This window comes from Pseudomonas pharyngis, assembly GCF_021602345.1.
Lineage (GTDB): Bacteria > Pseudomonadota > Gammaproteobacteria > Pseudomonadales > Pseudomonadaceae > Aquipseudomonas > Aquipseudomonas pharyngis.
This window is the reverse complement of record NZ_BQID01000002.1, coordinates 229099-250401: the sequence shown is the minus strand read 5'-3', so window position 1 is coordinate 250401 and position 21303 is coordinate 229099. Positions and strand designations below refer to the sequence as shown.

Annotated in this window: 18 protein-coding genes; 8 read left to right on the top strand and 10 right to left on the bottom strand. The window is 60.4% G+C overall.

Annotated elements, in window-relative coordinates:
- Window positions 1–7 precede the first annotated feature (7 nt).
- From L6D74_RS04735 to L6D74_RS04720, 4 genes are read right to left on the bottom strand one after another with little or no spacing between them, the layout of a single operon-like run.
- Window positions 8–1135 carry an acyl-CoA dehydrogenase gene (locus L6D74_RS04735; protein WP_011334278.1) on the bottom strand — a complete coding sequence of 376 codons (1128 nt, stop codon included), beginning with the start codon at window positions 1133–1135 and terminating at the stop codon, window positions 8–10.
- 20 nt (window positions 1136–1155) lie between these two features.
- Window positions 1156–2346: an acetyl-CoA C-acyltransferase gene (locus L6D74_RS04730; protein WP_236187855.1), complete on the bottom strand. Its 1191-nt coding sequence runs from the start codon at window positions 2344–2346 to the stop codon at window positions 1156–1158.
- A gap of 12 nt (window positions 2347–2358) precedes the next feature.
- The gene (locus L6D74_RS04725) at window positions 2359–3120 is read right to left on the bottom strand and encodes an SDR family NAD(P)-dependent oxidoreductase (RefSeq protein WP_236187849.1); all 762 of its coding nucleotides are present in this window, start codon (window positions 3118–3120) and stop codon (window positions 2359–2361) included.
- Between the two features lie 15 nt (window positions 3121–3135).
- Window positions 3136–4800 carry an AMP-binding protein gene (locus tag L6D74_RS04720; RefSeq protein ID WP_236187846.1) on the bottom strand — a complete coding sequence of 555 codons (1665 nt, stop codon included), beginning with the start codon at window positions 4798–4800 and terminating at the stop codon, window positions 3136–3138.
- 242 nt (window positions 4801–5042) lie between these two features.
- Here L6D74_RS04720 and L6D74_RS04715 point away from each other — a divergent pair, with 242 nt between their 5' ends.
- Window positions 5043–8240, top strand: coding sequence for a dermonecrotic toxin domain-containing protein (locus tag L6D74_RS04715; RefSeq protein WP_236187842.1), 3198 nt, complete (start codon window positions 5043–5045; stop codon window positions 8238–8240).
- 1 nt (window position 8241) lies between these two features.
- On the opposite strand, the gene L6D74_RS04710 is transcribed toward L6D74_RS04715, so the two are convergent.
- Window positions 8242–9279 carry an AraC family transcriptional regulator gene (locus tag L6D74_RS04710; RefSeq protein ID WP_064596850.1) on the bottom strand — a complete coding sequence of 346 codons (1038 nt, stop codon included), beginning with the start codon at window positions 9277–9279 and terminating at the stop codon, window positions 8242–8244.
- 179 nt (window positions 9280–9458) lie between these two features.
- On the opposite strand from L6D74_RS04710, the gene efeU reads away from it, so the two are divergent.
- The 4 genes from efeU to efeO (L6D74_RS04690) are packed head-to-tail and all read left to right on the top strand — an operon-like array spanning window position 9459 to window position 13668.
- Complete coding sequence (efeU, locus tag L6D74_RS04705; RefSeq protein WP_085603429.1) at window positions 9459–10298, top strand: iron uptake transporter permease EfeU; 840 nt, start codon at window positions 9459–9461, stop codon at window positions 10296–10298.
- 8 nt (window positions 10299–10306) lie between these two features.
- Window positions 10307–11506 (top strand): iron uptake system protein EfeO, encoded by a 1200-nt coding sequence (gene efeO / locus L6D74_RS04700; RefSeq protein WP_236187840.1) that lies wholly within the window; start codon window positions 10307–10309, stop codon window positions 11504–11506.
- 17 nt (window positions 11507–11523) lie between these two features.
- On the top strand, window positions 11524–12822 hold the full coding sequence (efeB, locus tag L6D74_RS04695) for an iron uptake transporter deferrochelatase/peroxidase subunit (protein ID WP_085646664.1): 1299 nt from the start codon (window positions 11524–11526) through the stop codon (window positions 12820–12822).
- Window positions 12823–12843: 21 nt separating this feature from the next.
- Window positions 12844–13668, top strand: coding sequence for an iron uptake system protein EfeO (efeO, locus tag L6D74_RS04690; protein ID WP_039768660.1), 825 nt, complete (start codon window positions 12844–12846; stop codon window positions 13666–13668).
- A 149-nt stretch (window positions 13669–13817) separates the two neighbouring features.
- Here efeO (L6D74_RS04690) and pssA read toward each other — a convergent pair whose 3' ends face one another.
- The gene (gene pssA / locus L6D74_RS04685; RefSeq protein WP_236187838.1) at window positions 13818–15161 is read right to left on the bottom strand and encodes a CDP-diacylglycerol--serine O-phosphatidyltransferase; all 1344 of its coding nucleotides are present in this window, start codon (window positions 15159–15161) and stop codon (window positions 13818–13820) included.
- 217 nt (window positions 15162–15378) lie between these two features.
- On the opposite strand from pssA, the gene L6D74_RS04680 reads away from it, so the two are divergent.
- Both L6D74_RS04680 and L6D74_RS04675 read left to right on the top strand, forming a co-directional pair.
- Window positions 15379–15945: a TetR/AcrR family transcriptional regulator gene (locus tag L6D74_RS04680; RefSeq protein ID WP_236187834.1), complete on the top strand. Its 567-nt coding sequence runs from the start codon at window positions 15379–15381 to the stop codon at window positions 15943–15945.
- Between the two features lie 53 nt (window positions 15946–15998).
- The gene (locus L6D74_RS04675) at window positions 15999–16478 is read left to right on the top strand and encodes a nuclear transport factor 2 family protein (RefSeq protein WP_007951263.1); all 480 of its coding nucleotides are present in this window, start codon (window positions 15999–16001) and stop codon (window positions 16476–16478) included.
- 42 nt (window positions 16479–16520) lie between these two features.
- Here L6D74_RS04675 and sfnG read toward each other — a convergent pair whose 3' ends face one another.
- Window positions 16521–17615 (bottom strand): dimethylsulfone monooxygenase SfnG, encoded by a 1095-nt coding sequence (gene sfnG, locus L6D74_RS04670; RefSeq protein ID WP_064596862.1) that lies wholly within the window; start codon window positions 17613–17615, stop codon window positions 16521–16523.
- A 349-nt stretch (window positions 17616–17964) separates the two neighbouring features.
- Here sfnG and L6D74_RS04665 point away from each other — a divergent pair, with 349 nt between their 5' ends.
- A complete protein-coding gene (locus L6D74_RS04665; protein WP_011334290.1) occupies window positions 17965–18744 on the top strand; it encodes a TSUP family transporter in 780 nt (259 codons plus the stop codon).
- Here the strand turns inward: L6D74_RS04665 and nudC are convergent.
- The 3 genes from nudC to L6D74_RS04650 form a co-directional block, all read right to left on the bottom strand.
- Complete coding sequence (gene nudC / locus L6D74_RS04660) at window positions 18712–19542, bottom strand: NAD(+) diphosphatase (RefSeq protein ID WP_064596865.1); 831 nt, start codon at window positions 19540–19542, stop codon at window positions 18712–18714. The genes L6D74_RS04665 and nudC overlap by 33 nt on opposite strands.
- Before the next feature lie 6 nt (window positions 19543–19548).
- The gene (locus L6D74_RS04655) at window positions 19549–20361 is read right to left on the bottom strand and encodes a crotonase/enoyl-CoA hydratase family protein (RefSeq protein WP_085646668.1); all 813 of its coding nucleotides are present in this window, start codon (window positions 20359–20361) and stop codon (window positions 19549–19551) included.
- 82 nt (window positions 20362–20443) lie between these two features.
- Complete coding sequence (locus tag L6D74_RS04650) at window positions 20444–21217, bottom strand: class I SAM-dependent methyltransferase (RefSeq protein WP_236187833.1); 774 nt, start codon at window positions 21215–21217, stop codon at window positions 20444–20446.
- Between the last annotated feature and the right edge of the window lie 86 nt (window positions 21218–21303).

The window sequence follows — 21303 nt, the reverse complement described above, 5'->3', positions numbered from 1 at the left end:
TTCCTTCTCAAAGATTGCGCGAAATGACCATGCGCTGAATGTCGCTGGTGCCTTCGTAGATCTGGCAGACCCGCACGTCGCGGTAGATGCGCTCCAGCGGGAAGTCGTTGAGGTAACCGTAACCGCCCAGGGTTTGCAATGCCATGGAGCAGACCTTCTCGGCCATTTCCGAGGCGAACAGCTTGGCCATCGACGCTTCGACCAACGCCGGCTGACCGCTATCACGTAGGGCGGCGGCGTAGTGCACCATCTGCCGCGCCACGGCGATCTGGGTCGCCATGTCAGCCAGACGGAAAGCCACGGCCTGATGTTCGATGATCGGCTTGCCGAAGGTGTCACGTTCACGGGCGTAATCGCGTGCCGCTTCGAACGCGGCGCGGGCCATGCCCACCGATTGCGAAGCGATGCCGACGCGGCCACCTTCGAGGTTGGCCAGGGCGATCTTGTAGCCCTCGCCCTCCTCGCCCAACCGGTTGGCCACCGGCACTTTCACGTCTTCGAACAGAATCTGGCAGGTGTCCGAGGCGTGCTGGCCGAGCTTGTCTTCGACGCGAGCGACTTTGTAGCCCGGCGAGTCGGTCGGCACGATAAACGCGCTGATCCCGCGCTTGCCGGCGCTTGGGTCGGTGACCGCAAACACGATCACGATCCCGGCGTTCTGCCCGGAGGTGATGAACTGTTTGCAGCCGTTGAGCACGTAGTGATCGCCTTCCAGCCGGGCGCGGGTTTTCAGGCTGCTGGCGTCGGAACCGGCCTGGGGCTCGGTCAACGCGAACGCACCGAGCATCTCGCCGCTGGCCAGCGGTTTGAGGAAGCGCTCGCGCTGGTCGTCGTTGCCGAACTTGAGGATCGGCACGCAACCCACCGAATTGTGCACGCTCATGATGGTCGAACAGGCGCCGTCGCCGGCGGCGATTTCTTCCAGGGCCATGGCGTAGGCCAGATAACCGGTGTCGCAACCACCCCACTGCTCCGGCACCAGCATGCCGAAGAAGCCCAGCCCGGCCATTTCGCCGATGGCTTCTTTCGGGAAGCGGTGTTCGCGATCCCACTCGGCGGCGAACGGTTTGAGCCGTTCCTCGGCAAACTGCCGGGCCATGTCGCGGATTTGTTGTTGGTCGTCATTGGGAATCATGGCAAATCCTTAACTCGGGTTCAGACGCACTCGACAGCCATCGCCGTGGCTTCGCCGCCACCGATACAGATCGCCGCAACGCCGCGTTTCAGGCCTTTCTGGCGCAGGGCCGAGAGCAAGGTCACCAGAATCCGCGCGCCGGACGCACCGATCGGGTGGCCGAGGGCGCAGGCGCCGCCGTGGATATTCAGCTTGGCGTGAGGAATTTCCAGGTGGGTCATCGCCGCCATGCCGACCACGGCGAAGGCTTCGTTGACCTCGAACAGATCGACCTGATCCAGCGACCAGCCGGTTTTCTTCATCAGCTTCTTGATCGCCCCAATCGGCGCCACCGGGAACAGGCCCGGGGTGTCGGCAAACGCGGCGTGGCCGTGAATCACCGCCAGCGGTTTCAGACCCTGTTTCTGCGCTTGCGACTGACGCATCAGCACCAGCGCAGCGGCGCCGTCGGAAATCGAGCTGGAGTTGGCCGCAGTTACCGTACCGCCCTCGCGGAACGCCGGTTTCAGCGAAGCGATCTTGTCCAGTTTGGCCTTCGGTGGCTGCTCGTCGTTGCTGATGATCACTTGTTCTTTGCCGACGGTCACGGTCAGCGGCACGATCTCGGCCTTGAAGCTGCCGTCCTTGATCGCCTGCTGGGCGCGGGTGGTCGAGGCGATGGCGAAAGCGTCCTGAGCCTCGCGGCTGAAGCCGTTGGTTTCAGCGCAATCCTCGGCGAAGGTGCCCATCAGGCGGCCCTTGTCGTAGGCGTCTTCGAGGCCGTCGAGGAACATCGAATCCAGCACCCGGCCGTGGCCCATGCGATAGCCGGCGCGAGCGCGGTCCAGCAGGTACGGCGCGTTGGACATGCTTTCCATGCCGCCGGCGATCACCACATCGGCACTGCCGGCCAGCAGCATGTCGTGAGCCAGAATGGTGGTCTCCATGCCCGAGCCGCACATCTTGTTGACCGTGGTGCAGCGGGTGGATTTGTCCAGCCCGGCGCCCAGCGCAGCCTGACGCGCAGGCGCCTGACCGAGACCGGCCGGCAATACGCAGCCGAACAGCACTTCATCGACCGCATCGGCGGCGACACCGGCGCGTTCAACCGCCGCCTTGATTGCTGCTGCGCCGAGTTGCGGCGCAGTCAGGCTTTTCAGTTCGCCCTGGAAACCGCCCATCGGGGTGCGGACGGCGCTGACGATGACAATCGGATCATTGGAGATAGTCATGGGAAATCCTCCTTACTTGGCGGCCATGCGCAAGGCACCGTCGAGACGGATCACCTCACCGTTGAGCATGCTGTTTTCAATGATATGCCGCACCAGCGCGGCGTATTCGGCAGGTTTGCCCAGACGCGGCGGGAACGGCACGCCGGCGGCCAGCGAGTCGCGCACTTCCGGGGTCATGCCGGCCATCATCGGGGTTTCGAAAATGCCCGGAGCGATGGTCATCACGCGAATGCCGAAGCGCGCCAGCTCACGGGCGGCGGGTAAGGTCAGGCTGGCGATAGCGCCTTTGGATGCAGAGTACGCCGCCTGGCCAATCTGGCCGTCGAACGCCGCAACCGACGCGGTGTTGATGATCACACCACGCTCGCCGTCGGCGTTGGCTTCGGTTTCGGCAATCGCTGCCGCTGCCAGACGCAGCATGTTGAAGCTGCCGATCAGGTTGACGTTGATCACCTGAGCGAAGCTGGACAAGGCGTGCGGGCCGTTCTTGCCGAGGATCTTCTCGCCGCGAACGATGCCGGCGCAATTCACCAGACCATTCAGGCTGCCGAAGGCTTTTACCGTTGCCTGAACAGCGGCCTCGGCAGCGGCTTCGTTGCTGATGTCGGCCACCACGCTTTGCGCGCCGAGGCGCTGAGCCTGGGCAAAGACGGCATCGGCGTTCATGTCCACCAGCATCACTTTGGCGCCGGCGTTCACCAGCAATTCAGCGGTAGCGGCACCCAGGCCGGACGCGCCGCCGGTGACGATAAAAACCTTGTTCTCGATCTGCATGACTGACTTCCTGATTCAAGCTGAAACGTTGTGCGCCGCAGCCTCTTGAGCCTTGGCGATTTCCTGGTTGCGCAAGATAAAGCGCTGCAATTTGCCGCTCGGGGTTTTCGGCAACTCGCTGACAAATTCGATTTCACGGGGGTACGAATGCGCGGCCAGACGCTTGCGCACGTGTAGGCGCAGTTCTTCGGCAAGCGCCGGTTCCGCGCGGTATTGCGGGTTGAGCACGACGAAGGCTTTGACCAGTTCGGTGCGCTCCGGATCGGGTTTGCCGACCACTGCCGCTTCGACCACGGCCGGGTGTTCGATCAGTGCGCTTTCCACGTCGAACGGGCCGACCCGGTAACCGGACGTGGTGATCACGTCATCGCTGCGGCCGACGAAGCTGATGCTGCCGTCCGGGTTCCACTCGACGGTGTCGCCGCTCAGGTAGTAATCGCCGACGAAGGCTTTGGTCGGCGCGCCTTCGTAGCCGGCGAACCAGCACATCGGCGACTGTGTGCGGTCGATGGCGAGGATGCCGGGCTGGCCGACGCCGAGTTCATTGTTCTGCTCGTCGAGCACCACGATGCGATGGCCCGGCGAAGCGAAACCGGCGGCACCGAGGTGGATCGGGTGTTCGAGGCCGTGGTGGTTGCACAGGACCATGCCCAGCTCGGTCTGGCCGTAGTGGTCGTGAATGACCACGCCGAGGTTGTCGGCGAACCAGCGGATGACTTCCGGGTTCAACGGCTCGCCGGCGCTGCTGACGATCCGTAGCTTGCCCTTGATCGACTTGGCGAACTCATCGCCACCGGCAATCAACAGGCGATAGGCGGTGGGCGAACCGGTGAGGTTGGTGATCCCGTATTTGTTGATCACCCGGCAGGTGCTTTCGAGGGTGAACGGGCCATCGTAGAACGTGATCGGGTGGCCCATCGACAACGGGCCGGTGACACCGAAATAGATGCCGTAGGCCCAGCCTGGATCGGCGACGTTCCAGAACGCATCTTCCGGGCGCAGGTCGACGGCATCGCGGGTGTAACTCTGGAACGCAACGATGGCCTTGAGCGGCACCGACAGTGCTTTCGACGGGCCGGTGGTGCCCGAGGTGAACATCAGCAGGAACGGGTCTTCGCCGGTCAGCATCAGCGGTTCGCAGACACTGGAATGGTTGGGCAACTCGGCCCAGAAACTGAAATCGCCACGGACGATGCCCTGGCCTTTCGGGCCGCCGACGGTGACCAGTGTCGGGCAATCGGCGACTTCGCTGAGTTTCGGCCGGTTGGCGGCATCGGTGACCACCACTTTGGCGCCGGAGCTGTTCAGGCGATGTTCGAGGGCTTTGGGGCCAAACGCGGTGAACAGCGGTTGATACACCGCGCCGATGCGCCAGGTGGCGAACACGGTGATCAGCAATTCGATATTGCGCGGCAGCAGGCCGGCGACCTTGTCGCCCTTCTGCACGCCCTGGGCGAGAAGGAAATTGGCGAAACGCGCGGCTTTGTCCTGCAGGTCGCTGAAGGTGTACGTCGCACTGGTGCCATCGCGGCCTTCCCAGAACAGGGCGATGCGCCCCGGCAAGGCGTGGCGGTCACAACATTCGACGCAAGCGTTGAGCGCCTCGAGCGTGCCGCTGAGCGCGGCGTCCACGGTGTGCTGATAATCAAACTGTGCAGTGGCAGACAAGTAATCGCGCATTGCCAGAATCCCTCTGTTCTTATTAGGTTGGGGAACCGTTAACAACAGAGGAATACTCGCGCCGCACGCCGGCTGCGGCAATGGTCAAAGCCCTCAAAGTGGATGACTGGTTTGGCCAAACATGACTTTCGCACAACCGATTCCTTACATATAGATAACTATAACCATTAGTCGCAAGTTGGTTTTCTTGATAGCGTCCAATGACAAACAACCACGGTTTTGTTTCATGCAAGGAGCGCATCATGCCGTCCCAAAAAAATTCGTTCAATCATAATAATTTCATCTTCAAACAATCGGTAATTACTAAATTCCAAGACCGCCCTACATTGCGCAGTGTTGCCCGATCGCAATTGGAGAATTATTTACAGCACTGTCTTGGATCGCAGCCACTGCTGCTTGAGACGATACTGTATCTTGATACCCGGTTTGGCCCGAGCTCTGAGCCGGCACCTTTACTGGATACGTTTATCCAGGCTTTCTGTGAAGGGCGCTGTATTGTTGTAAACGAGGATAACCTGATCACTCCGTTGGATATCCCTGGCGGCGTTCGTTTCGATCTTGCCGCTTTCCAATTGAGCCTGGAAGAACTCTGTCAAACACTGATCACCACATTGCAGCAGCAGTTGCTGGACTACTGGCAGCAACCCACCGATAACGGCATGAGCCGTTGGCAGTGGTTGTCGGAGGCATTGAAAGATGCCTGTGCATCGAATATCAACGAGTCGCTTCACCAGACAGATCAAGACTTGTATTTCGCTTTAACTGGCTTGGTCATAAAATCCCAAAAACAACATCGACAACTATTCAATGAGCATTTGCGACCCCCGACCTATCTATTGAAGTTCACTTTGAATAACGGGACGGATAGTCTTTCGCTGGTTTATCCTGCCTTGCTCGTCACGGATAAGTCAGGAACAGTATTGATTCAACCCTCGGGAGCCTGGGAGCGATTCAACTCCGAGTCAGACTGCATACAGAATATCTCCCGACACTTGGAGTGTCGCTGGGATGTCACGTCCCTGAGTGTTGAACGTTATGAACCTGATGCGGATATTTTTGATGAATTGGTGCGGGTCTTGATCGATCAGCAACTGTTGGAACTTGAACGCATACAGATTCCGGTCGACGAAATGTTCGAGAGCGCTGAGCAGCAGTTCGACCAGGCCACCGATCCACTACTCCTGTTGGCCGGGAAACAGTCGCCTGTTTCCCAAGCGGAAAATGTCGACAAGCATTTGCCACGATGGCTGAAGAATGCGGATCCCGGCGAAAGATGCACCTATCGGCGCTATGTGTTGGCCATGGCGGCAACTCACTTGGAGCATGATGGCGCGACGTTTTTCACTCATCTCGATTCCATTCGCGATTTTGCCTATCAAGCGCTCATCAATCAGATGAGCCTTGACGGGCATGAGCCGGTCGATCCTGATGACATTGAACTCAACATCAAGGTTGCTCGAGGTGTACCTGGTGGGTGGGGAAGCCTGGAAACGATTCGCCTGGGCATTATCGATTTTGCACTGGAAAATCTCGCTGGCCTGCCATGGGGCACGATAACCGTCAAAAGCCTGAACCAGCGCGAAATACCTGCATGGATGACAACCGATTATGTCAAGGCACTCATCCAGTCGGTGGACATTGGCCGTACCTTCCCGGCGTATCTGCAACAGCATCTGTTCGATAATCCTACCGAGGCGTCGTTCCGCCAAAATCTGTTTACGGCTCACCTGCGCAATCAACTGCCGCTCCAGGCACTGGAAGCCAAACTGACAGGCGCCCATGGTTTTGACGAGGAAGGTGTGCGTCTGATCGTCGCATTGGCTGACGGCGGCGAGGCCACTCAAGACATCGTTGTCAGCCCTCTGCTCCTGCGGCTCGGGCCGGTTCTGAATATGTTCGTCATTACTGCCGGCGACCGGAGCGATGCTCCCGTCATCCTCTATCAACCCTTCTATTCACCTTCATTGATCCAATACCCTTCGCGCAGCCATCTGCAACAGGCAATTCAATCCGACTCTACACTGCAAAAAAACATCCATGCCTGGTACAAAGCCGTGGTCAGGCGCCCCGGGCTACTGGGCGCCAACGAAATACGTCTGCGCTGGGAACTGGAGAACGCATCCCCACTGCAGGGTGATGTTTTTCAGAACTGGTATGAGGCGAACGGTCGGGCGCTCGTTGAGTTGGCAGACCGGCAATCGGTGTCCAACGCTGAAAATCGCTGGGCCCACTTCAAGACGCTCGGCTGGTTGATATTCGAGTCGTTGTTGCCGCTCGTGACCGGGCCGGCAGCCACTGCCGGATGGTTGGTGCAACTGGCAGTTAGTCTCAAGGCCGACCTTGCAGCATTGGCGCAATCGGACGGTCAGGACAAATCCTTTGCCGTGGCTGACATGCTGCTAAACCTGGCGGCAGTGCTCATGCACGCCGGACGCATCACGACGGGCTTACAAAACGCCGAACCTGTTGCGCAGCTGTCTATCGAAACGGAAGGATTCGAATATTCCGTCGAAAGGCCCGCCTCCCCTACGCCCGATTTACCGATTGTCGAAAACCATGGCTTACCGAGTGAACAGCATCCGCAGGTAGACCTATCAGTCACCACAAACACCTGGGCTACGCCACGCTCACCCTATTCCCGGGCGCAAAAAGCGATACTCGACAGCTTCGCGCTGGAAAAGCCGGCAGATCTCGGAGAACCAGTAGCGCAAGGACGCAACAAAGGACTTTATCGGTACAACGACAAGTGGCATGCCTTGGTTGAAGGGCAGTTTTTTCGGGTTTCGATTGAAGAGGGGGTGGTGCTGATCATTGATCCGGTGGATAACCCGCGGCCCGGCCCCTTCCTGATGTCGGACGGTCGGGGACGATGGACATTCGATAAGGGGTTGTATCTGAAAGGAGGCGCGCCAAGCAAGCGCGGCCACGACGGTTCCAACGCGGATGCACCCGCGCCGTCACGCCGGTTGATCGCTGACAGTAGCGGGTTTCCGACGGTTGTCGAAACCGAAATCAAGTCCCTGCCCAAGCGTCTGTATCACTACGTGAACAGGGATAAACTGGCGACAATCAGAGCCACAAAAAGCGCGTTTATCGACAACTCATCCAACGATGCTTACGGCAGACCGCAACGCAATATCGTTGGACTGTATGTGACGGATCTCGCTCCAGACTCGATGCCGCTGCAACAGCTTTCGGAAACCCTGTTCGGTAAAAACCGTTACAACGTCTCATCCCGTGCCAACAAGATCCACGCGGTTCTGGAGCTTGATCCCACGCTTTATCCAGAGGGCACTGTAAAGCTGTTCAAGCTCGAAAGCCCGAAACTGTCGGATCATATCTACGTCTTGCGCGGGTCCAAGAATGACTTGCAATTGCGCATCAAGGCCTCGGCGTTCGGTACCGGCACCACCTCGTTAGTCAACGTGAAAGAATTGTGACTCACGCCTCAGTCGAGCCAGCTTCGGCTGGCTGGCTGAGGATCAGATTACGGTAATGCCCTGGATTGGAACCCGCCCATTTGCGGAACGCTTTATAAAAGGAGCTGACATCGGCAAAGCCCAAGCGCGCGGCGATTTCGACGAAACTGATCGAAGGCTCCGCCAGCCAGGTAATCGCCAGCTCCTTGCGCACGCTGTCCTTCAAACCCTGATAGGTGTGCCCTTCTTCAGCCAGACGCCGGCGCAGGGTCGAGGCCGACATGCACAACTGCTGGGCCAGTGCGTCGGTTTCCGGCCAGTGTTCGGCGGGCAGTTGCCGCAGATCCTGCTTGATCCGGCTGGCGAGGCTTTCCGGGTCGCGGTACTTCACCAGAATGTTGGCCGGTGCATGGGCCAGGAAGCGTTTCAATTCCTCGGCGCTGCGCTTGATCGGCAGATCCAGCACGTCGGCGGCGAAAATCATCCGCGTGCGCGGCCGGTCGAAACGCAGGTTTTCCGAGAACATCACCCGATAGTCATCACAGAAATCCGGCGCCGGGCAGCGCAGCTCGATGGCAAGGATCGGAATCCGCCGCCCCGCCAGCCAGCACGCCACGCCGTGGACGATCATCCAGTAAGTGAAATAGGTGAAGGCGCGACGCGGTTCCGGATCGTCTTCCAGCAGGACGATCTCCGCCAGACTCTGCTGGTGCACCAGTTGCGCCGGCAGGCGTTCAAGCATCAACGACAGGAAATTCAAACCGCTGCTCAGCCCGGCCGCCAGGTTCGGCTGGGCCATTGCGCTGCGGCAGAGGAATTCGAGGCTGCCGGATTTCAGCTTGCGCGGGTCCATGCCGAAGAACTCGTCATCGCCGCGCCGCGCCAACAGGCGCCACAACCGCGCGTACTGGCTGGCCGGCACACGGGCGTCATCGGTGGGCAGCAACGCCGGATCGATCCCGACCTTGCTCAAAACTTCTTCCGTGGCCACGCCCGGGGCACAACTTTGCAGCAGTGCTTCGCGCACCAGTTGAATGGCGATGGTGTCTTTTTCCGACATGGAACGCGCGCAATCCTGTTGTTGTTCGAGTGGCGGGCATCTTAGCGCAGCTGGCTGGGCGGCGTGGATGTTCAGACTCGTTCAGCTGAGGTTCAGCTAAATGTCAATGAATGCCATGTGAGAATGACTTTCATTATGTTACAACTTGTAACCTCATTTCGTTACACAGTGACCGCCGAATGCTCGTTCCCTTTTTGATCATGTTGCGCGAAGGCATCGAAGCCGCGCTGATCGTTGGCATCATCGCCAGCTACCTGCAACAGACCGGCCGTGGCCAGTGGATGCCGGCGGTGTGGATCGGCGTGTTTCTCGCTGCTGCGCTGGCGTTGCTGGTCGGCGGTGGCCTGGAGCTGGTCAGTGCCGAATTCCCGCAAAAGCAACAGGAACTGTTCGAAGGCGTGGTCGGCCTCGTCGCCGTGGGGATTCTCAGTTCGATGGTGTTCTGGATGCGCAAAGTGGCGCGTTCGATCAAGCATTCACTGCAAGCCTCCCTCGATCATGCGCTGACCGCGTCGAAGCATCAGGTCATCGCGCTGATCGCCATGGTGTTTTTCGCCGTGGCCCGGGAAGGCCTGGAAACCGTGTTCTTCCTGCTCGCCGTGTTCCAGCAGAGCGAAGGCCCGGCCGCGCCGATCGGCGCCCTGCTCGGCCTGATTCTGGCGATCGTCGTCGGCTTCCTGATCTACAGCGGCAGCATGCGTTTGAATCTATCGGCGTTCTTCCGCTGGACCGGGCTGTTCATCCTCGTGGTCGCCGCCGGGATTCTCGCCAACTCGGTGCAGGCCCTGCATGAAGCCGGGGTGTGGAACCACCTGCAAACCGTGCTCTTCGACTTCAGCGCGACGCTGCCGATGGACGGCCCGCTGGGCTCGGTGCTGGCCGGCATGTTCGGTTATCAGGATGCACCGACCGTCAGCACCCTCGGCGCGTACCTGATTTATCTGCTGGTGGCGCTGGTCATGTTCTTCATGCCGGCACCCAAACCCGCTGCCCAATCGTCTTCCGTTTCCAGCCAATAAGGGCCTTCATGTCAAAGCCTAATATTCCTCAGGCCTCGCCTCCCCGCGCCTTGCGCTGGGCGGTGGCCGGTTCGGTGGTCGTGATGATCGCCGCCGGTGGCCTGTTCTACTACGCCTCGAAACTGGCCGCCGCCAAACGTCAGCACAACCGTGACGAAGTGGTGGTCAACATCCATCCGCACAGTTGCGAACCGAACGCCCTGACGGTGCCGGCCGGCCGCGCCAGTTTCCGCATCGTCAATCGCTCCGACCGGGCGGTGGAGTGGGAAATTCTCGACGGCGTGCTGGTGATCGAAGAGCGCGAGAACATCGCGCCGGGCCTGAGCCAGGTGATCAACGCCAACCTGCAACCCGGCGACTACGCCATCACCTGCGGCCTGCTGAGCAACCCGCGCGGCACCCTGCACGTGACGCCGACCGCCGCTTCGGATGCCGCCGCCAAGGCCAAGCCGTCAATGGTTGCCTTCGTCGGGCCGCTGTCGGAGTTCCGCGTCTACCTGGCCAGCCAGAGCAGCGCGCTGATCAAAGCCGTGACGGCGCTGAATCAAGCCATCGACAGCGGCGATCTGGCCCAGGCCCAGGCGTTGTATTTGCCGGCCCGCGCCGCGTACCAGCGTCTGGCCCCGGCCGCACAACGCCTGGCGGAACTGGACAACAGCATCAACGCCCGCGCCGATTACTTCGAAAAACGCGAGCAGGATCCGGCCTTCGTCGGTTTCCACCGTCTCGAATACGCGCTGTTCCAGCAACGCAAACTCGATGGTCTGACACCGATTGCCCAGGGCTTGCTCGACAACGTCACCACGCTCAAACAACAGCTGCTGGCCCAATCGCTGCCGCCGGAGCAACTGGTGGAAATCGTCGTGCGCAACCTCAACACCCTCGCCGACGTGCGCGCCGCCAGCGGCGAAGAGGAACGCTACAGCCACAGCGATCTCAACGGCTTCGCAGCCAATCAGGAAACCGCGCACAAAGTCGTCGAATTGCTGCGCCCGCTGCTGAGCAAATCCGCCGCTGACCTGCTGCCGAAAATCGACGGCGCAATGGCTGATTTCGATACCACGCTGAACGGCTTCAAGGTCAAGGACGGCTACGCCAGTTACGACACCGTCAACGGTGAGCAACGCAAGCAGATCGCCGACAAGGCCAAGGCCCTGGCCGACGCCCTCGACGCCATTGATCCCGCCCTCGGCCTCTCCGGCCTGTAAGCAGAAGACGAATACCGATGAACGATTCCGAACACTTCAACCTGCAACGTCGCCGCGTACTGATGGGCATGGGCGCCGCCGGCGTCGCACTGGCCGGTACTGCCCTGAGCTGCCCGGCAATGGCCGCCGCCCCTGCGCAAGTCACCGAAGCGCCGAGCAGCGACAAGACCCAGGATCACCACGATTTCCATGGCGTGCACCAGACTGGCATCGTCACCCCGCGTCCGGCGGCCGGCATGCTGGTGTCGTTCGATGTACTGGCCAGCGACCGTGAAGACCTGGAGCGGCTGTTCCGCACCCTCAACGAGCGCATCTCATTCCTGATGAAGGGCGGCCCGGTGGCGCAGATCGATCCGAAGTTGCCGCCGCCGGATTCCGGAATCCTCGGCCCGGTGGTGACGCCGGACAACCTGACCATCACCGTGTCCGTCGGCGAATCGTTGTTCGATGAGCGCTTCGGCCTCGCGTCCGCCAAACCCAAGCGTCTGGTGCGCATGGTCGGTTTCCCCAACGATGCGCTAGAAGCCGATTGCTGCCACGGCGACCTGAGCCTGCAGTTCTGCTCCAACACCGCCGACACCAACATCCACGCCCTGCGCGACATCGTGAAGAACCTGCCGGACCTGCTGCTGGTGCGCTGGAAACAGGAAGGCAGCGTGCCGCCACAAGCCCCGGCCAAGCCCGGTGTGCCGGCGCAATCGGCGCGTAATTTCCTGGGTTTCCGCGACGGTTCGGCCAACCCGGATTCCAACGACGGCAAAGCCATGGATCGCATCGTCTGGGTGCAACCGGGCAGTGATGAACCGGCCTGGGCCACCCACGGCAGTTATCAGGCGGTGCGGATCATCCGCAACTTTGTCGAACGCTGGGACCGCACGCCGTTGCAGGAACAGGAAAGCATCATCGGCCGAGTCAAAACCACCGGTGCGCCGATGGGCGCCAGCCATGAGACCGAAGTCCCGGATTACAGCAAGGATCCGGAAGGCAAGCTGACCAAACTCGACGCGCACATTCGCCTGGCCAATCCGCGCACCGCCGCGAGTCAGGCCAATCTGATCCTGCGCCGGCCGTTCAACTACTCCAACGGCGTGAACAAGAACGGCCAGCTCGACATGGGCCTTTTGTTCATTTGCTATCAGGCGGATCTGGAAAAAGGCTTCATCACCGTGCAGACCCGTCTCAACGGCGAACCGCTGGAGGAATACCTCAAGCCGGTCGGCGGCGGTTACTTCTTCACCCTGCCGGGTGTCACGGGCGACAAGGACTTCATCGGTCGCTCGCTGCTCAACGCTACTCAACCAAAAACAACTGCATAGCATTCAACAGGAGCCGCCCCCATGAAAAAGACGCCACTCGCGTTATTGCTGACCCTTGGTTTGCTCAACACCCCGCTGTCGGCGTTCGCCGCGACCGCGCCTCTGGATCTGGTGGGGCCGGTGTCGGACTACAAGATCTACGTCACCGAACAATTGGATGAACTGGCCAGCCACACTCAGCAGTTCACCGACGCGGTGAAAAAAGGCGACCTGGCCACCGCGCAGAAGCTCTACGCACCGACCCGCGTTTATTACGAGTCGATCGAGCCGATCGCCGAGCTGTTCAGTGACCTCGACGCGTCCATCGACTCTCGCGTCGACGACCACGAGCAAGGCGTAAAAGCCGAAGACTTCACCGGTTTCCACCGCATCGAGTACTCGCTGTTCTCGGAAAAGAGCACCAAGGATCTGGACGCCCTGGCCGACGGCCTGAACAAGGACGTGAAGGACCTGCAAACCCGCGTCGCCGGCCTGACCTTCCCGCCGGAGAAAGTCGTCGGCGGCGCCGCTGCACTGCTCGAAGAAGTCGCCGCGACCAAGATCTCCGGTGAAGAAGACCGATACAGCCACACCGACCTCTATGACTTCCAGGGCAATATCGACGGCGCGAAGAAAATCGTCGACCTGTTCCGTCCGCAGATTGAGAAACAGGACAAAGCCTTCGTCGCCAAAGTCGACAAGAACTTCGCCACCGTGGACAAGATCCTGGCCAAGTACAAGACCAGGGACGGTGGTTTCGAGACTTACGACAAGGTCAAGGACAACGACCGCAAGGCGTTGGTCGGCCCGGTCAATACCCTGGCTGAAGACCTTTCCACATTGCGTGGGAAATTGGGTTTGAACTGAGACGTGTAGCGCCTGTTCTACCCCTTTCGCGAGCAAGCCCGCTCCCACACTGGATCTTCGCTGAGCACAATTTTGTGTTCAACAAAGACCCTGTGTGGGAGCGGGCTTGCTCGCGAAGGTATTTTTAGCAGCGCCGAAAATTTCGGATCCTAGAGAATGCGATACAGCAACCGCTCGACCCGCACCCGGCTCACGCGCTTGAGGAACTTGGCCACCCCGGCCGGGTAATCCGGCAGGGCTTCCAGATCCTGGAAGCGTGCGATCCGCGTGGTGTGTTCGAAGATGTTCTCCAGCTCCAGGCGGCGCGGCTCCAGCCATTCGCCTTTCGGGTCATCGATCAGCAAGGCGTTTTCCAGATCGAGCCGAAACGCCCGCGGGTTCAGGTTATTGCCGGTCAGCAACGTGTAGCGCTGGTCGATCCACATGCCCTTGAGGTGATAGCTGTTGTCGCCTTCACGCCACAGGTGCAGGTTCAACTGGCCGCTGTCGATGTTGCGCTGATGCCGCTTGGCGAAGCGGCGCAGGCTGATCTCGTACAGATACGGCAGCGCGGCGATCACCTTGAACGGCTCGCTCGGCGGGATGTAGAAGTCGTTGGCAGTCTTGTCGCCGACCACGATGTCGATCTTCACGCCGCGCGCCAGTGCGCGGTTGATCTCGCGGATCACCCCCAGCGGCAGGTTGAAGTACGGTGTGCAGATGGTCAGTTGCTTCTGGGCGCTGGCGATCAGCTCGAGAATCACCCGGTTCAGCGGATTGTTCTTGCCCACACCCAGCAACGGGCTGACCGACAGGCCAGTGTGCGCCGTGCTGCCGACGCTGGTGTCGTAGGCCGCATATTTGAGGCGGCTGCGCAGGTCGCCGATGTCGTTGCGCAGGCTGCGGGTGGTCGGCAGGTTCGGCAGGTCGAGGCGATGCACCGCTTTCGATTCGATCAGGCCGTGCTTGACCAGATGGTGCATCGAGTCCGCCAGTTCGCGGCTTTGCAACACGTGATAACGGTCGAAACGGTACTTGTCGAATTTGTGCAGGTAGACGTTGTTCAGGCTCGCACCGCTGTAGACCACGCAATCGTCGATCACGAAGCCTTTGAGGTGCAGCACGCCGAACAGCTCGCGGGTCTGCACCGGCACGCCGTAGACCGGCACCACGCTCTGGTGGGTGCGGGTCATTTCCTGATACCACGCCGAATTGCCCGGCTGCTTGCCGGCACCAATCAAGCCGCGCTGGGCCCGCAGCCAGTCGACGACCACCGCGATTTCAAGCTCGGGACGCTTGAGTTTGGCGGCGTGCAAGGCATCGAGGATTTCCTGGCCGGCTTCATCGTTTTGCAGATAAAGCGCGACGAGGTAAATGCGCCGGGTCGCCTGGGCGATTTTCTCCAGCAGGCAACGACGGAAATCGGCGGCGCCGGGCAGGATCGTCACGGCCTCGGCGGTCAGCGGAAAGCTGCGCAGTTTGGGCAGCAGAGAGCGTTTGAAAAGCAACGGCATAGGGCTCGCAATGGGTCGAATCCGAAGAACCCGAGAGCTTACACCATCAACTCCTTCGGGTCTTGTGAGTGTCTGTAATGACTTCATCACCAGCCGCCAGGTTCCCTCGGCTGAAATGCATTTTTTCTGTGGGAGCCGGCCTGCTGGCGATCGCTATCTTCCAGATGAAAGAAATATCCGCTTGACCAAGGAGAACGATCGTTCTACTGTTCGCCACATGAACGAAATCACAAGCAACGACACCACCCGAGACATCATTCTGGATGTCACCGAAAAGTTGATCTACAAAAGTGGCATCGCCGCCACCGGCATGGATCTTCTGGTGAAAACCGCCGGCGTTTCCAGAAAGAGTATCTACCGCTACTTCGCCAACAAGGAGGAGCTGACCGTCGCCGCCCTGCAACGCCGCGACGTGCGCTGGATGCACTGGTACAGAAGCGCCGTCGATCAGGCCGAGACCCCGGCCGACCGCCTGCTCAACCTGTTTACCGTGCTCAAGGGCTGGTTCGCCTCGGAAGGCTTCCGGGGCTGTGCCTTCATCAATACCAGTGGCGAGACCGGCGATCCCGAGGATCCGGTTCGCCTGGTCGCCAAAGACCACAAACAGAAACTGCTCGACTACCTGTGCGAGCTGTGTACCGAACATGGGGCCGTGGACCCGCAACTGCTGGCCAAACAGTTGCTGATCCTGATTGACGGCGCCATTACCGTAGCGCTTGTGATGGGTGATCACAGTGCCGCCGATAATGCGCAATGCATGGCGCGAAAGTTATTGGACCTGTAACGCCTTAATAAGCCTGACAAGTTGTTTAACTGTTAACAGATCGGGAGACAAACATGTCTACTGCAGCCGAAGTTCGTCCGCCATTGCCACCGTTCAACCGTGAATCAGCCATTGAAAAAGTTCGTCTGGCCGAGGATGGCTGGAACTCCCGCGACCCGGAGCGCGTGTCGCTGGCCTACACCCTGGACACCAAATGGCGCAACCGCGCCGAATTCGCCAACAACCGCGAAGAAGCCAAGGGTTTCCTGACCCGCAAATGGGCCAAGGAGCTGGATTACCGCCTGATCAAGGAGCTCTGGGCCTACTCCGACACCCGCATTGCCGTGCGCTACGCCTACGAGTGGCACGACGATTCGGGCAACTGGTTCCGTTCCTACGGCAACGAGAACTGGGAATTTGACGAGCACGGCCTGATGTTCCAGCGTTATGCCTGCATCAACGACATGCCGATCAAGGAAAGCGAACGCAAGTTCCACTGGCCGCTGGGTCGCCGCCCGGATGATCATCCGGGGTTGTCCGAACTGGGTCTGTAATTAAGTAGCCGATCCCTCCTGCATAGTGTGCAGGAGGGATTTTCAAGCAACTTCAGCGGTCTGGATCGATTGCGCTTTGGCTTCCAGTTCCCGCACCAACGGCAACACCCGCTGGCCGAAATACTCCACCTCTTCCTGAAAATGCAGGAATCCCGCCAATACCAGGTCGACACCCACCGCTTTCAGCGCCACGATCCTCTCGGCAATCTGCAGTGGCGTACCGATCAGGTTGGTCTTGAAGCCGTCGTTGTACTGCACCAGATCCTCGAACGTCGACTTGGCCCAATTGCCCTCGCCCTCGGGCGACGCCCTGCCCGCCTGTTTCGCCGCATCCCCAAAGGCATTCACCGCTTCCGGGTCCGCCTGATCGATGATCTGCGCCAGCACCGCTTTGGCTTCTTCCTCGGTATCCCGAGCGATGACAAACGCGTTTACCCCGATTTTCACCGAGTGTTGGTTCGCTGCCGCTTTGGCGCGAATATCGTCGACCTGCGCCTTGATACCCTCGACGCTGTTGCCATTGGTGAAATACCAGTCCGACACCCGTGCCGCCATGTCCCGCGCGGCACGAGAACTGCCGCCCTGAAAAATTTCCGGCCGGCCCAGCGGTTTCGGCTTGAGGCTGTAGTTGTCGAAGCGATAGAAATCGCCACGGAAGGTGAAATTGTCCTGACTCCAGATCCCTCGCAGCGAACGGATGAACTCCTCCGAGCGACGGTAGCGCTCGTCATGCTCCAGCCAATGCTCGCCAATCGCCTGGAATTCGCCCTTGAACCAGCCGCTGACGATGTTCACCGCGATCCGGCCGTTGGTGAGTTGATCGATGGTCGCCAACTGTTTGGCCGCCAGCGCCGGTTGCCACGGCCCGGGCAGAATGGCGGCGATGACTTTGAGCTTGCTGGTGGCCGCGAGCAGCGCATGGCTGAAAGCAACCGATTCATGCTGGAACTCGGCGCCGTAACCGGCGGTGAAGCGGATTTGCGTCAGGGCGTATTCGAAACCCGCCGCCTCGGCCAGTTGCGCCAGCTTGCGGTTGTAGTCGATGCCCCAATCAGTGCGTTGCTCGATCTTGCTGACCACCAGCCCACCGCTGACGTTCGGTACCCAGTAGGCAAATTTCACGGCTTGCTGACTCATTGGCGTGTCCTCGGGACAGTTGATGAAGGTGAGTGAGCTAGAGCAGCAAGCGTGCCAGCCTCGATAGCCCGGTTTTATTGGGCTTGCAGATAATCAGGATGCGTTGTGTGAGGGTGATTTGTTGACTGGCTGTTCTAGGGGCAACAGTTGAGATATGTGCGGATTGGACTGACCTCTTCGTCGGATCGCCGCCCGGAGCAAGCTCGCTCCCACAGGGGAACGCATTCCAGAATGTGGGAGCGGGCTTGCTCGCGAAGGCGTCCGACAGGTCGCCGCAAAAGCTGGATACAGGTAACATGGCTGCCCTCCCCGCAGCCCAGCTCTGCGCCCTGCCGAATAAGCCGATTCCATGCCTTTCGAACTCAGCGTTGACCTCACCACCCTGGCCGTTCTGGCCCTTGTCGCTTTCATTGCCGGATTCATCGACGCCATCGCCGGCGGTGGCGGTCTGTTGACCACGCCTGCGTTGCTCACCGCCGGCCTGCCGCCGCACCTGGTTCTGGGCACCAACAAGTTGAGTTCGACCTTCGGTTCGGCCACCGCCAGTTTCACCTTCTACCGGCGCAAGCTGTTCCACCCCAAACAGTGGATGCACGCTATCGTCGGCACGCTGGTCGGTGCGCTGACCGGCGCCATCGTCGCCCATTACCTGCCCGCCGAATGGCTGAACAAGATGCTGCCGGTGATCGTCTTCGCCTGTGGCCTGTACCTGTTGTTTGGCGGCACGCCGAAAGCGCCGCTGGACAGCGACGCACCGATCAAGAAAAAGTGGCAATCGACCCAGGGCTTCAGCCTCGGTTTCTACGACGGCGTGGCCGGCCCCGGCACTGGCGCGTTCTGGACCGTCAGCAGCCTGCTGCTGTACCCGATCGATCTGGTCAAGGCCAGCGGCGTGGCACGCAGCATGAACTTCGTCAGCAACATTGCCGCGCTGTCGGTGTTCGTGTTTTCCGGGCAGGTGGACTGGATCATCGGCCTGAGCATGGGCCTGTCGGTGATGGTCGGCGCATTCTTCGGGGCGCGCACCGCGATCAGCGGCGGCGCCAAGTTCATTCGTCCGGTGTTCATCACCGTGGTGTTGGGGTTGACCGTGCGCCTAGCCTGGCAGCACTGGTTCAGCGTGGCCTAAGCGCCGCGCCACGTAGACGTCGATCAGGTAACGGGCAATCGATTTGGACGCCGGCAACGGCGGCAGAGCGTGCACGTTGAACCACTGGGCGTCTTCGATCTCGTCTTCCTGACAGACAATCTCGCCACCGGCATATTCGGCATGGAAGCCGAGCATCATCGAGTGCGGGAACGGCCAGCACTGGCTGCCCATGTACTGAATGTTCTTCACCTCGATCTGCACTTCCTCGCGCACTTCGCGGATCAGGCAATCCTCGGCCGACTCCCCAGGTTCGGCAAACCCGGCCAGCGTGCTGTAGACCCCGGTGACAAAACGCGGTGAACGCGCCAGCAAGATCTCATCGCCACGGGTCACCAGCACGATCATGCTCGGCGAAATCCGCGGATAACTGCGCAGATCGCAGGGCTGGCAATACATCGCCCGCTCCCGCGGCACCTGGGTCATGGCCTGACCACAATTGCCGCAGAACCGGTGCTCACGGGCCCAGGTGCCGATTTGCGCCGCGTAACCCAGCACTTTGTAGATCGTGTGATCGCCGTCGAGCATGAACGCCCGCAAGCCTTTCCAGTTGCAACCCGGCACCTCGCTGGTGCTGTGCAGTTCCAGCAGATACACCGGCTCGCCATCAAGGTGGCCGATACCGTGCTCGGCCAGGATCGACAAGTCTTGGCGCTTGAGCCATTCCCGGGGGAACAGCGCGCCGTTGTCATCGAACAGGAAACCCTCGGGGCTGCGCGCCACGGCCCAGCCGCCGGGTTGATCGGTGTCCAGTACTGCAGTGGTCCAGCGAGATGTCATGGTTTCTCAATCCAGAAATTCGGGTTTCTGTTTGCTCATATGGGCGGCCATGGCCACGCGCAAATCGTTGGATTGCAGCATGGCGGCGTTCCAGGTGGCAACGTACTCGAGACCGTCGTCGATGCGATGGTCGCGCATGTAGCTGATCATTTCCTTGGTGCCGGTGACCGCGATCGGCGACTTGCCGGCGATGTCCCGAGCGATGTCCATCACGCCTTCGATCAGGCTGTCCTTGTCGCTGTAGACGCGATTGACCAGGCCGATGCTGCGCGCTTCTTCGGCGCCAAAGGTGCGACCGGTGTAAGCCAGCTCACGCAGCATGCCGTCACCGATGATCCGTGGCAACCGTTGCAGGGTGCCGACGTCGGCCGCCATGCCGATGTCGATTTCCTTGATCGAGAATTGCGCGTCTTCGGCGGCGTAGCGCATGTCGCAGGCGGCGATCAGGTCGATGGCGCCGCCCAGGCAATAACCCTGGATCGCCGCGAGTACCGGTTTGCGGCAATTGTCGACCGCATTGAAGGACGCTTGCAGGCTCAGGATCTTCTTGCGCAGCAGGCGCGCATTGCGGCCGACGTCCTTGCCCAGCTCATTGGCCACACCGGCCAGCATCATCAGGTCGATGCCCGAGGAGAAGTGTTTACCAGCACCGCTGAGCACCACCACCCGCACTTCGTCGGTGTCGTCGATCCACTGGAACACCTCGACGATTTCACTCCAGAACGCGGCGTTCATCGAGTTGATCTTTTCCGGACGATTGATCTGCACATGGGCGATGTTGTCGGCCAGTTCGACGCTGAAGGCGGTGTATTGAGTCATGGCAGAAATCCTTTACCGGGCTGAAAATGAGGTCCGAACTATAACAAGGCATCAGCACGGCGGTTCGGCCAAATGCGGGACTCTAGCCGTTCTTCACCGCGATGAAGGCGGCGGTCTCGTAAGGCACCGTCACTATCTCCCTGCCCCACAGCTGCGGCTCGCCGGCAATCAGTTGAGCAATTTGCTCGTCGATCTTCGCGCGCTGCTGATCGCTCAGCGCGGCAATGAAACTGGTGGAGCGCACTCGGTTGAAAATCACATCTTCCGGCGCGCCGGTATGCCCGTGCTGGAAATGCTGCGCCTGCAACGGCCCGAACGCCGGATGGGGAAAGGCTTTGCGCCATTCGCCGGTGTAGAAGCGTGGCGTGTCGCCTTCCAGCGCATTGACGATGGCGTCCAGCTTGGGCACCCAGTCGATCCGGGTGTCGCGCAGGTTCCAAATCAGGCCCAGCTTGCCACCCGGCTTGAGGACCCGGGCGATTTCATCCAGGGCTTCGGTACGGGCAAACCAGTGAAAGGCTTGCGCGCACACCACGGCATCCACCGAGGCGTCGGGCAGCGGCAAATCCGTTGCTGTGCCGCTGACGGCCAACACCTGCGGCCAGGCCAGCGACAGTTTTTCCAGCATCTGCGCCACCGGCTCTACGGCAATCACCTGGGCGCCGGTCGCCACCAGCCGTCCGGTGAACTTGCCGGTGCCGGCGCCAAGGTCGATAACAGTCTTGTGGGCATCGAGGCCCAGTGTGCCGGTCAGCCATTCGCTGACGGCCGGCGGGTAGTCGGGCCGGCCTTTGACGTAGGTGTCGGCGGCGGTTTTGTAGCCGCTGGCGGCCGAGTGGTGAACCTGATCTTTCATGGCCAAACTCCCATGGTAGAACTGCAGATCGACGACGAACGCTGACCAGCATAGCGCCGGAAAAACGGCTTTCCTTTAACAAAGCC

What these genes read in the sequence shown, in the direction of transcription:
- L6D74_RS04710 (WP_064596850.1), bottom strand. Translation starts at nt 9,279, where the DNA reads ATGTCGGAAAAAGACACCATCGCCATTCAACTGGTGCGCGAAGCACTG.
- L6D74_RS04715 (WP_236187842.1), top strand. Translation starts at nt 5,043, where the DNA reads ATGCCGTCCCAAAAAAATTCGTTCAATCATAATAATTTCATCTTCAAA.
- pssA (WP_236187838.1), bottom strand. Translation starts at nt 15,161, where the DNA reads ATGCCGTTGCTTTTCAAACGCTCTCTGCTGCCCAAACTGCGCAGCTTT.
- L6D74_RS04680 (WP_236187834.1), top strand. Translation starts at nt 15,379, where the DNA reads ATGAACGAAATCACAAGCAACGACACCACCCGAGACATCATTCTGGAT.
- efeO (WP_039768660.1), top strand. Translation starts at nt 12,844, where the DNA reads ATGAAAAAGACGCCACTCGCGTTATTGCTGACCCTTGGTTTGCTCAAC.
- L6D74_RS04650 (WP_236187833.1), bottom strand. Translation starts at nt 21,217, where the DNA reads ATGAAAGATCAGGTTCACCACTCGGCCGCCAGCGGCTACAAAACCGCC.
- L6D74_RS04725 (WP_236187849.1), bottom strand. Translation starts at nt 3,120, where the DNA reads ATGCAGATCGAGAACAAGGTTTTTATCGTCACCGGCGGCGCGTCCGGC.
- L6D74_RS04735 (WP_011334278.1), bottom strand. Translation starts at nt 1,135, where the DNA reads ATGATTCCCAATGACGACCAACAACAAATCCGCGACATGGCCCGGCAG.
- nudC (WP_064596865.1), bottom strand. Translation starts at nt 19,542, where the DNA reads ATGACATCTCGCTGGACCACTGCAGTACTGGACACCGATCAACCCGGC.
- L6D74_RS04675 (WP_007951263.1), top strand. Translation starts at nt 15,999, where the DNA reads ATGTCTACTGCAGCCGAAGTTCGTCCGCCATTGCCACCGTTCAACCGT.
- efeB (WP_085646664.1), top strand. Translation starts at nt 11,524, where the DNA reads ATGAACGATTCCGAACACTTCAACCTGCAACGTCGCCGCGTACTGATG.
- efeU (WP_085603429.1), top strand. Translation starts at nt 9,459, where the DNA reads ATGCTCGTTCCCTTTTTGATCATGTTGCGCGAAGGCATCGAAGCCGCG.
- sfnG (WP_064596862.1), bottom strand. Translation starts at nt 17,615, where the DNA reads ATGAGTCAGCAAGCCGTGAAATTTGCCTACTGGGTACCGAACGTCAGC.
- efeO (WP_236187840.1), top strand. Translation starts at nt 10,307, where the DNA reads ATGTCAAAGCCTAATATTCCTCAGGCCTCGCCTCCCCGCGCCTTGCGC.
- L6D74_RS04665 (WP_011334290.1), top strand. Translation starts at nt 17,965, where the DNA reads ATGCCTTTCGAACTCAGCGTTGACCTCACCACCCTGGCCGTTCTGGCC.
- L6D74_RS04655 (WP_085646668.1), bottom strand. Translation starts at nt 20,361, where the DNA reads ATGACTCAATACACCGCCTTCAGCGTCGAACTGGCCGACAACATCGCC.
- L6D74_RS04730 (WP_236187855.1), bottom strand. Translation starts at nt 2,346, where the DNA reads ATGACTATCTCCAATGATCCGATTGTCATCGTCAGCGCCGTCCGCACC.
- L6D74_RS04720 (WP_236187846.1), bottom strand. Translation starts at nt 4,800, where the DNA reads ATGCGCGATTACTTGTCTGCCACTGCACAGTTTGATTATCAGCACACC.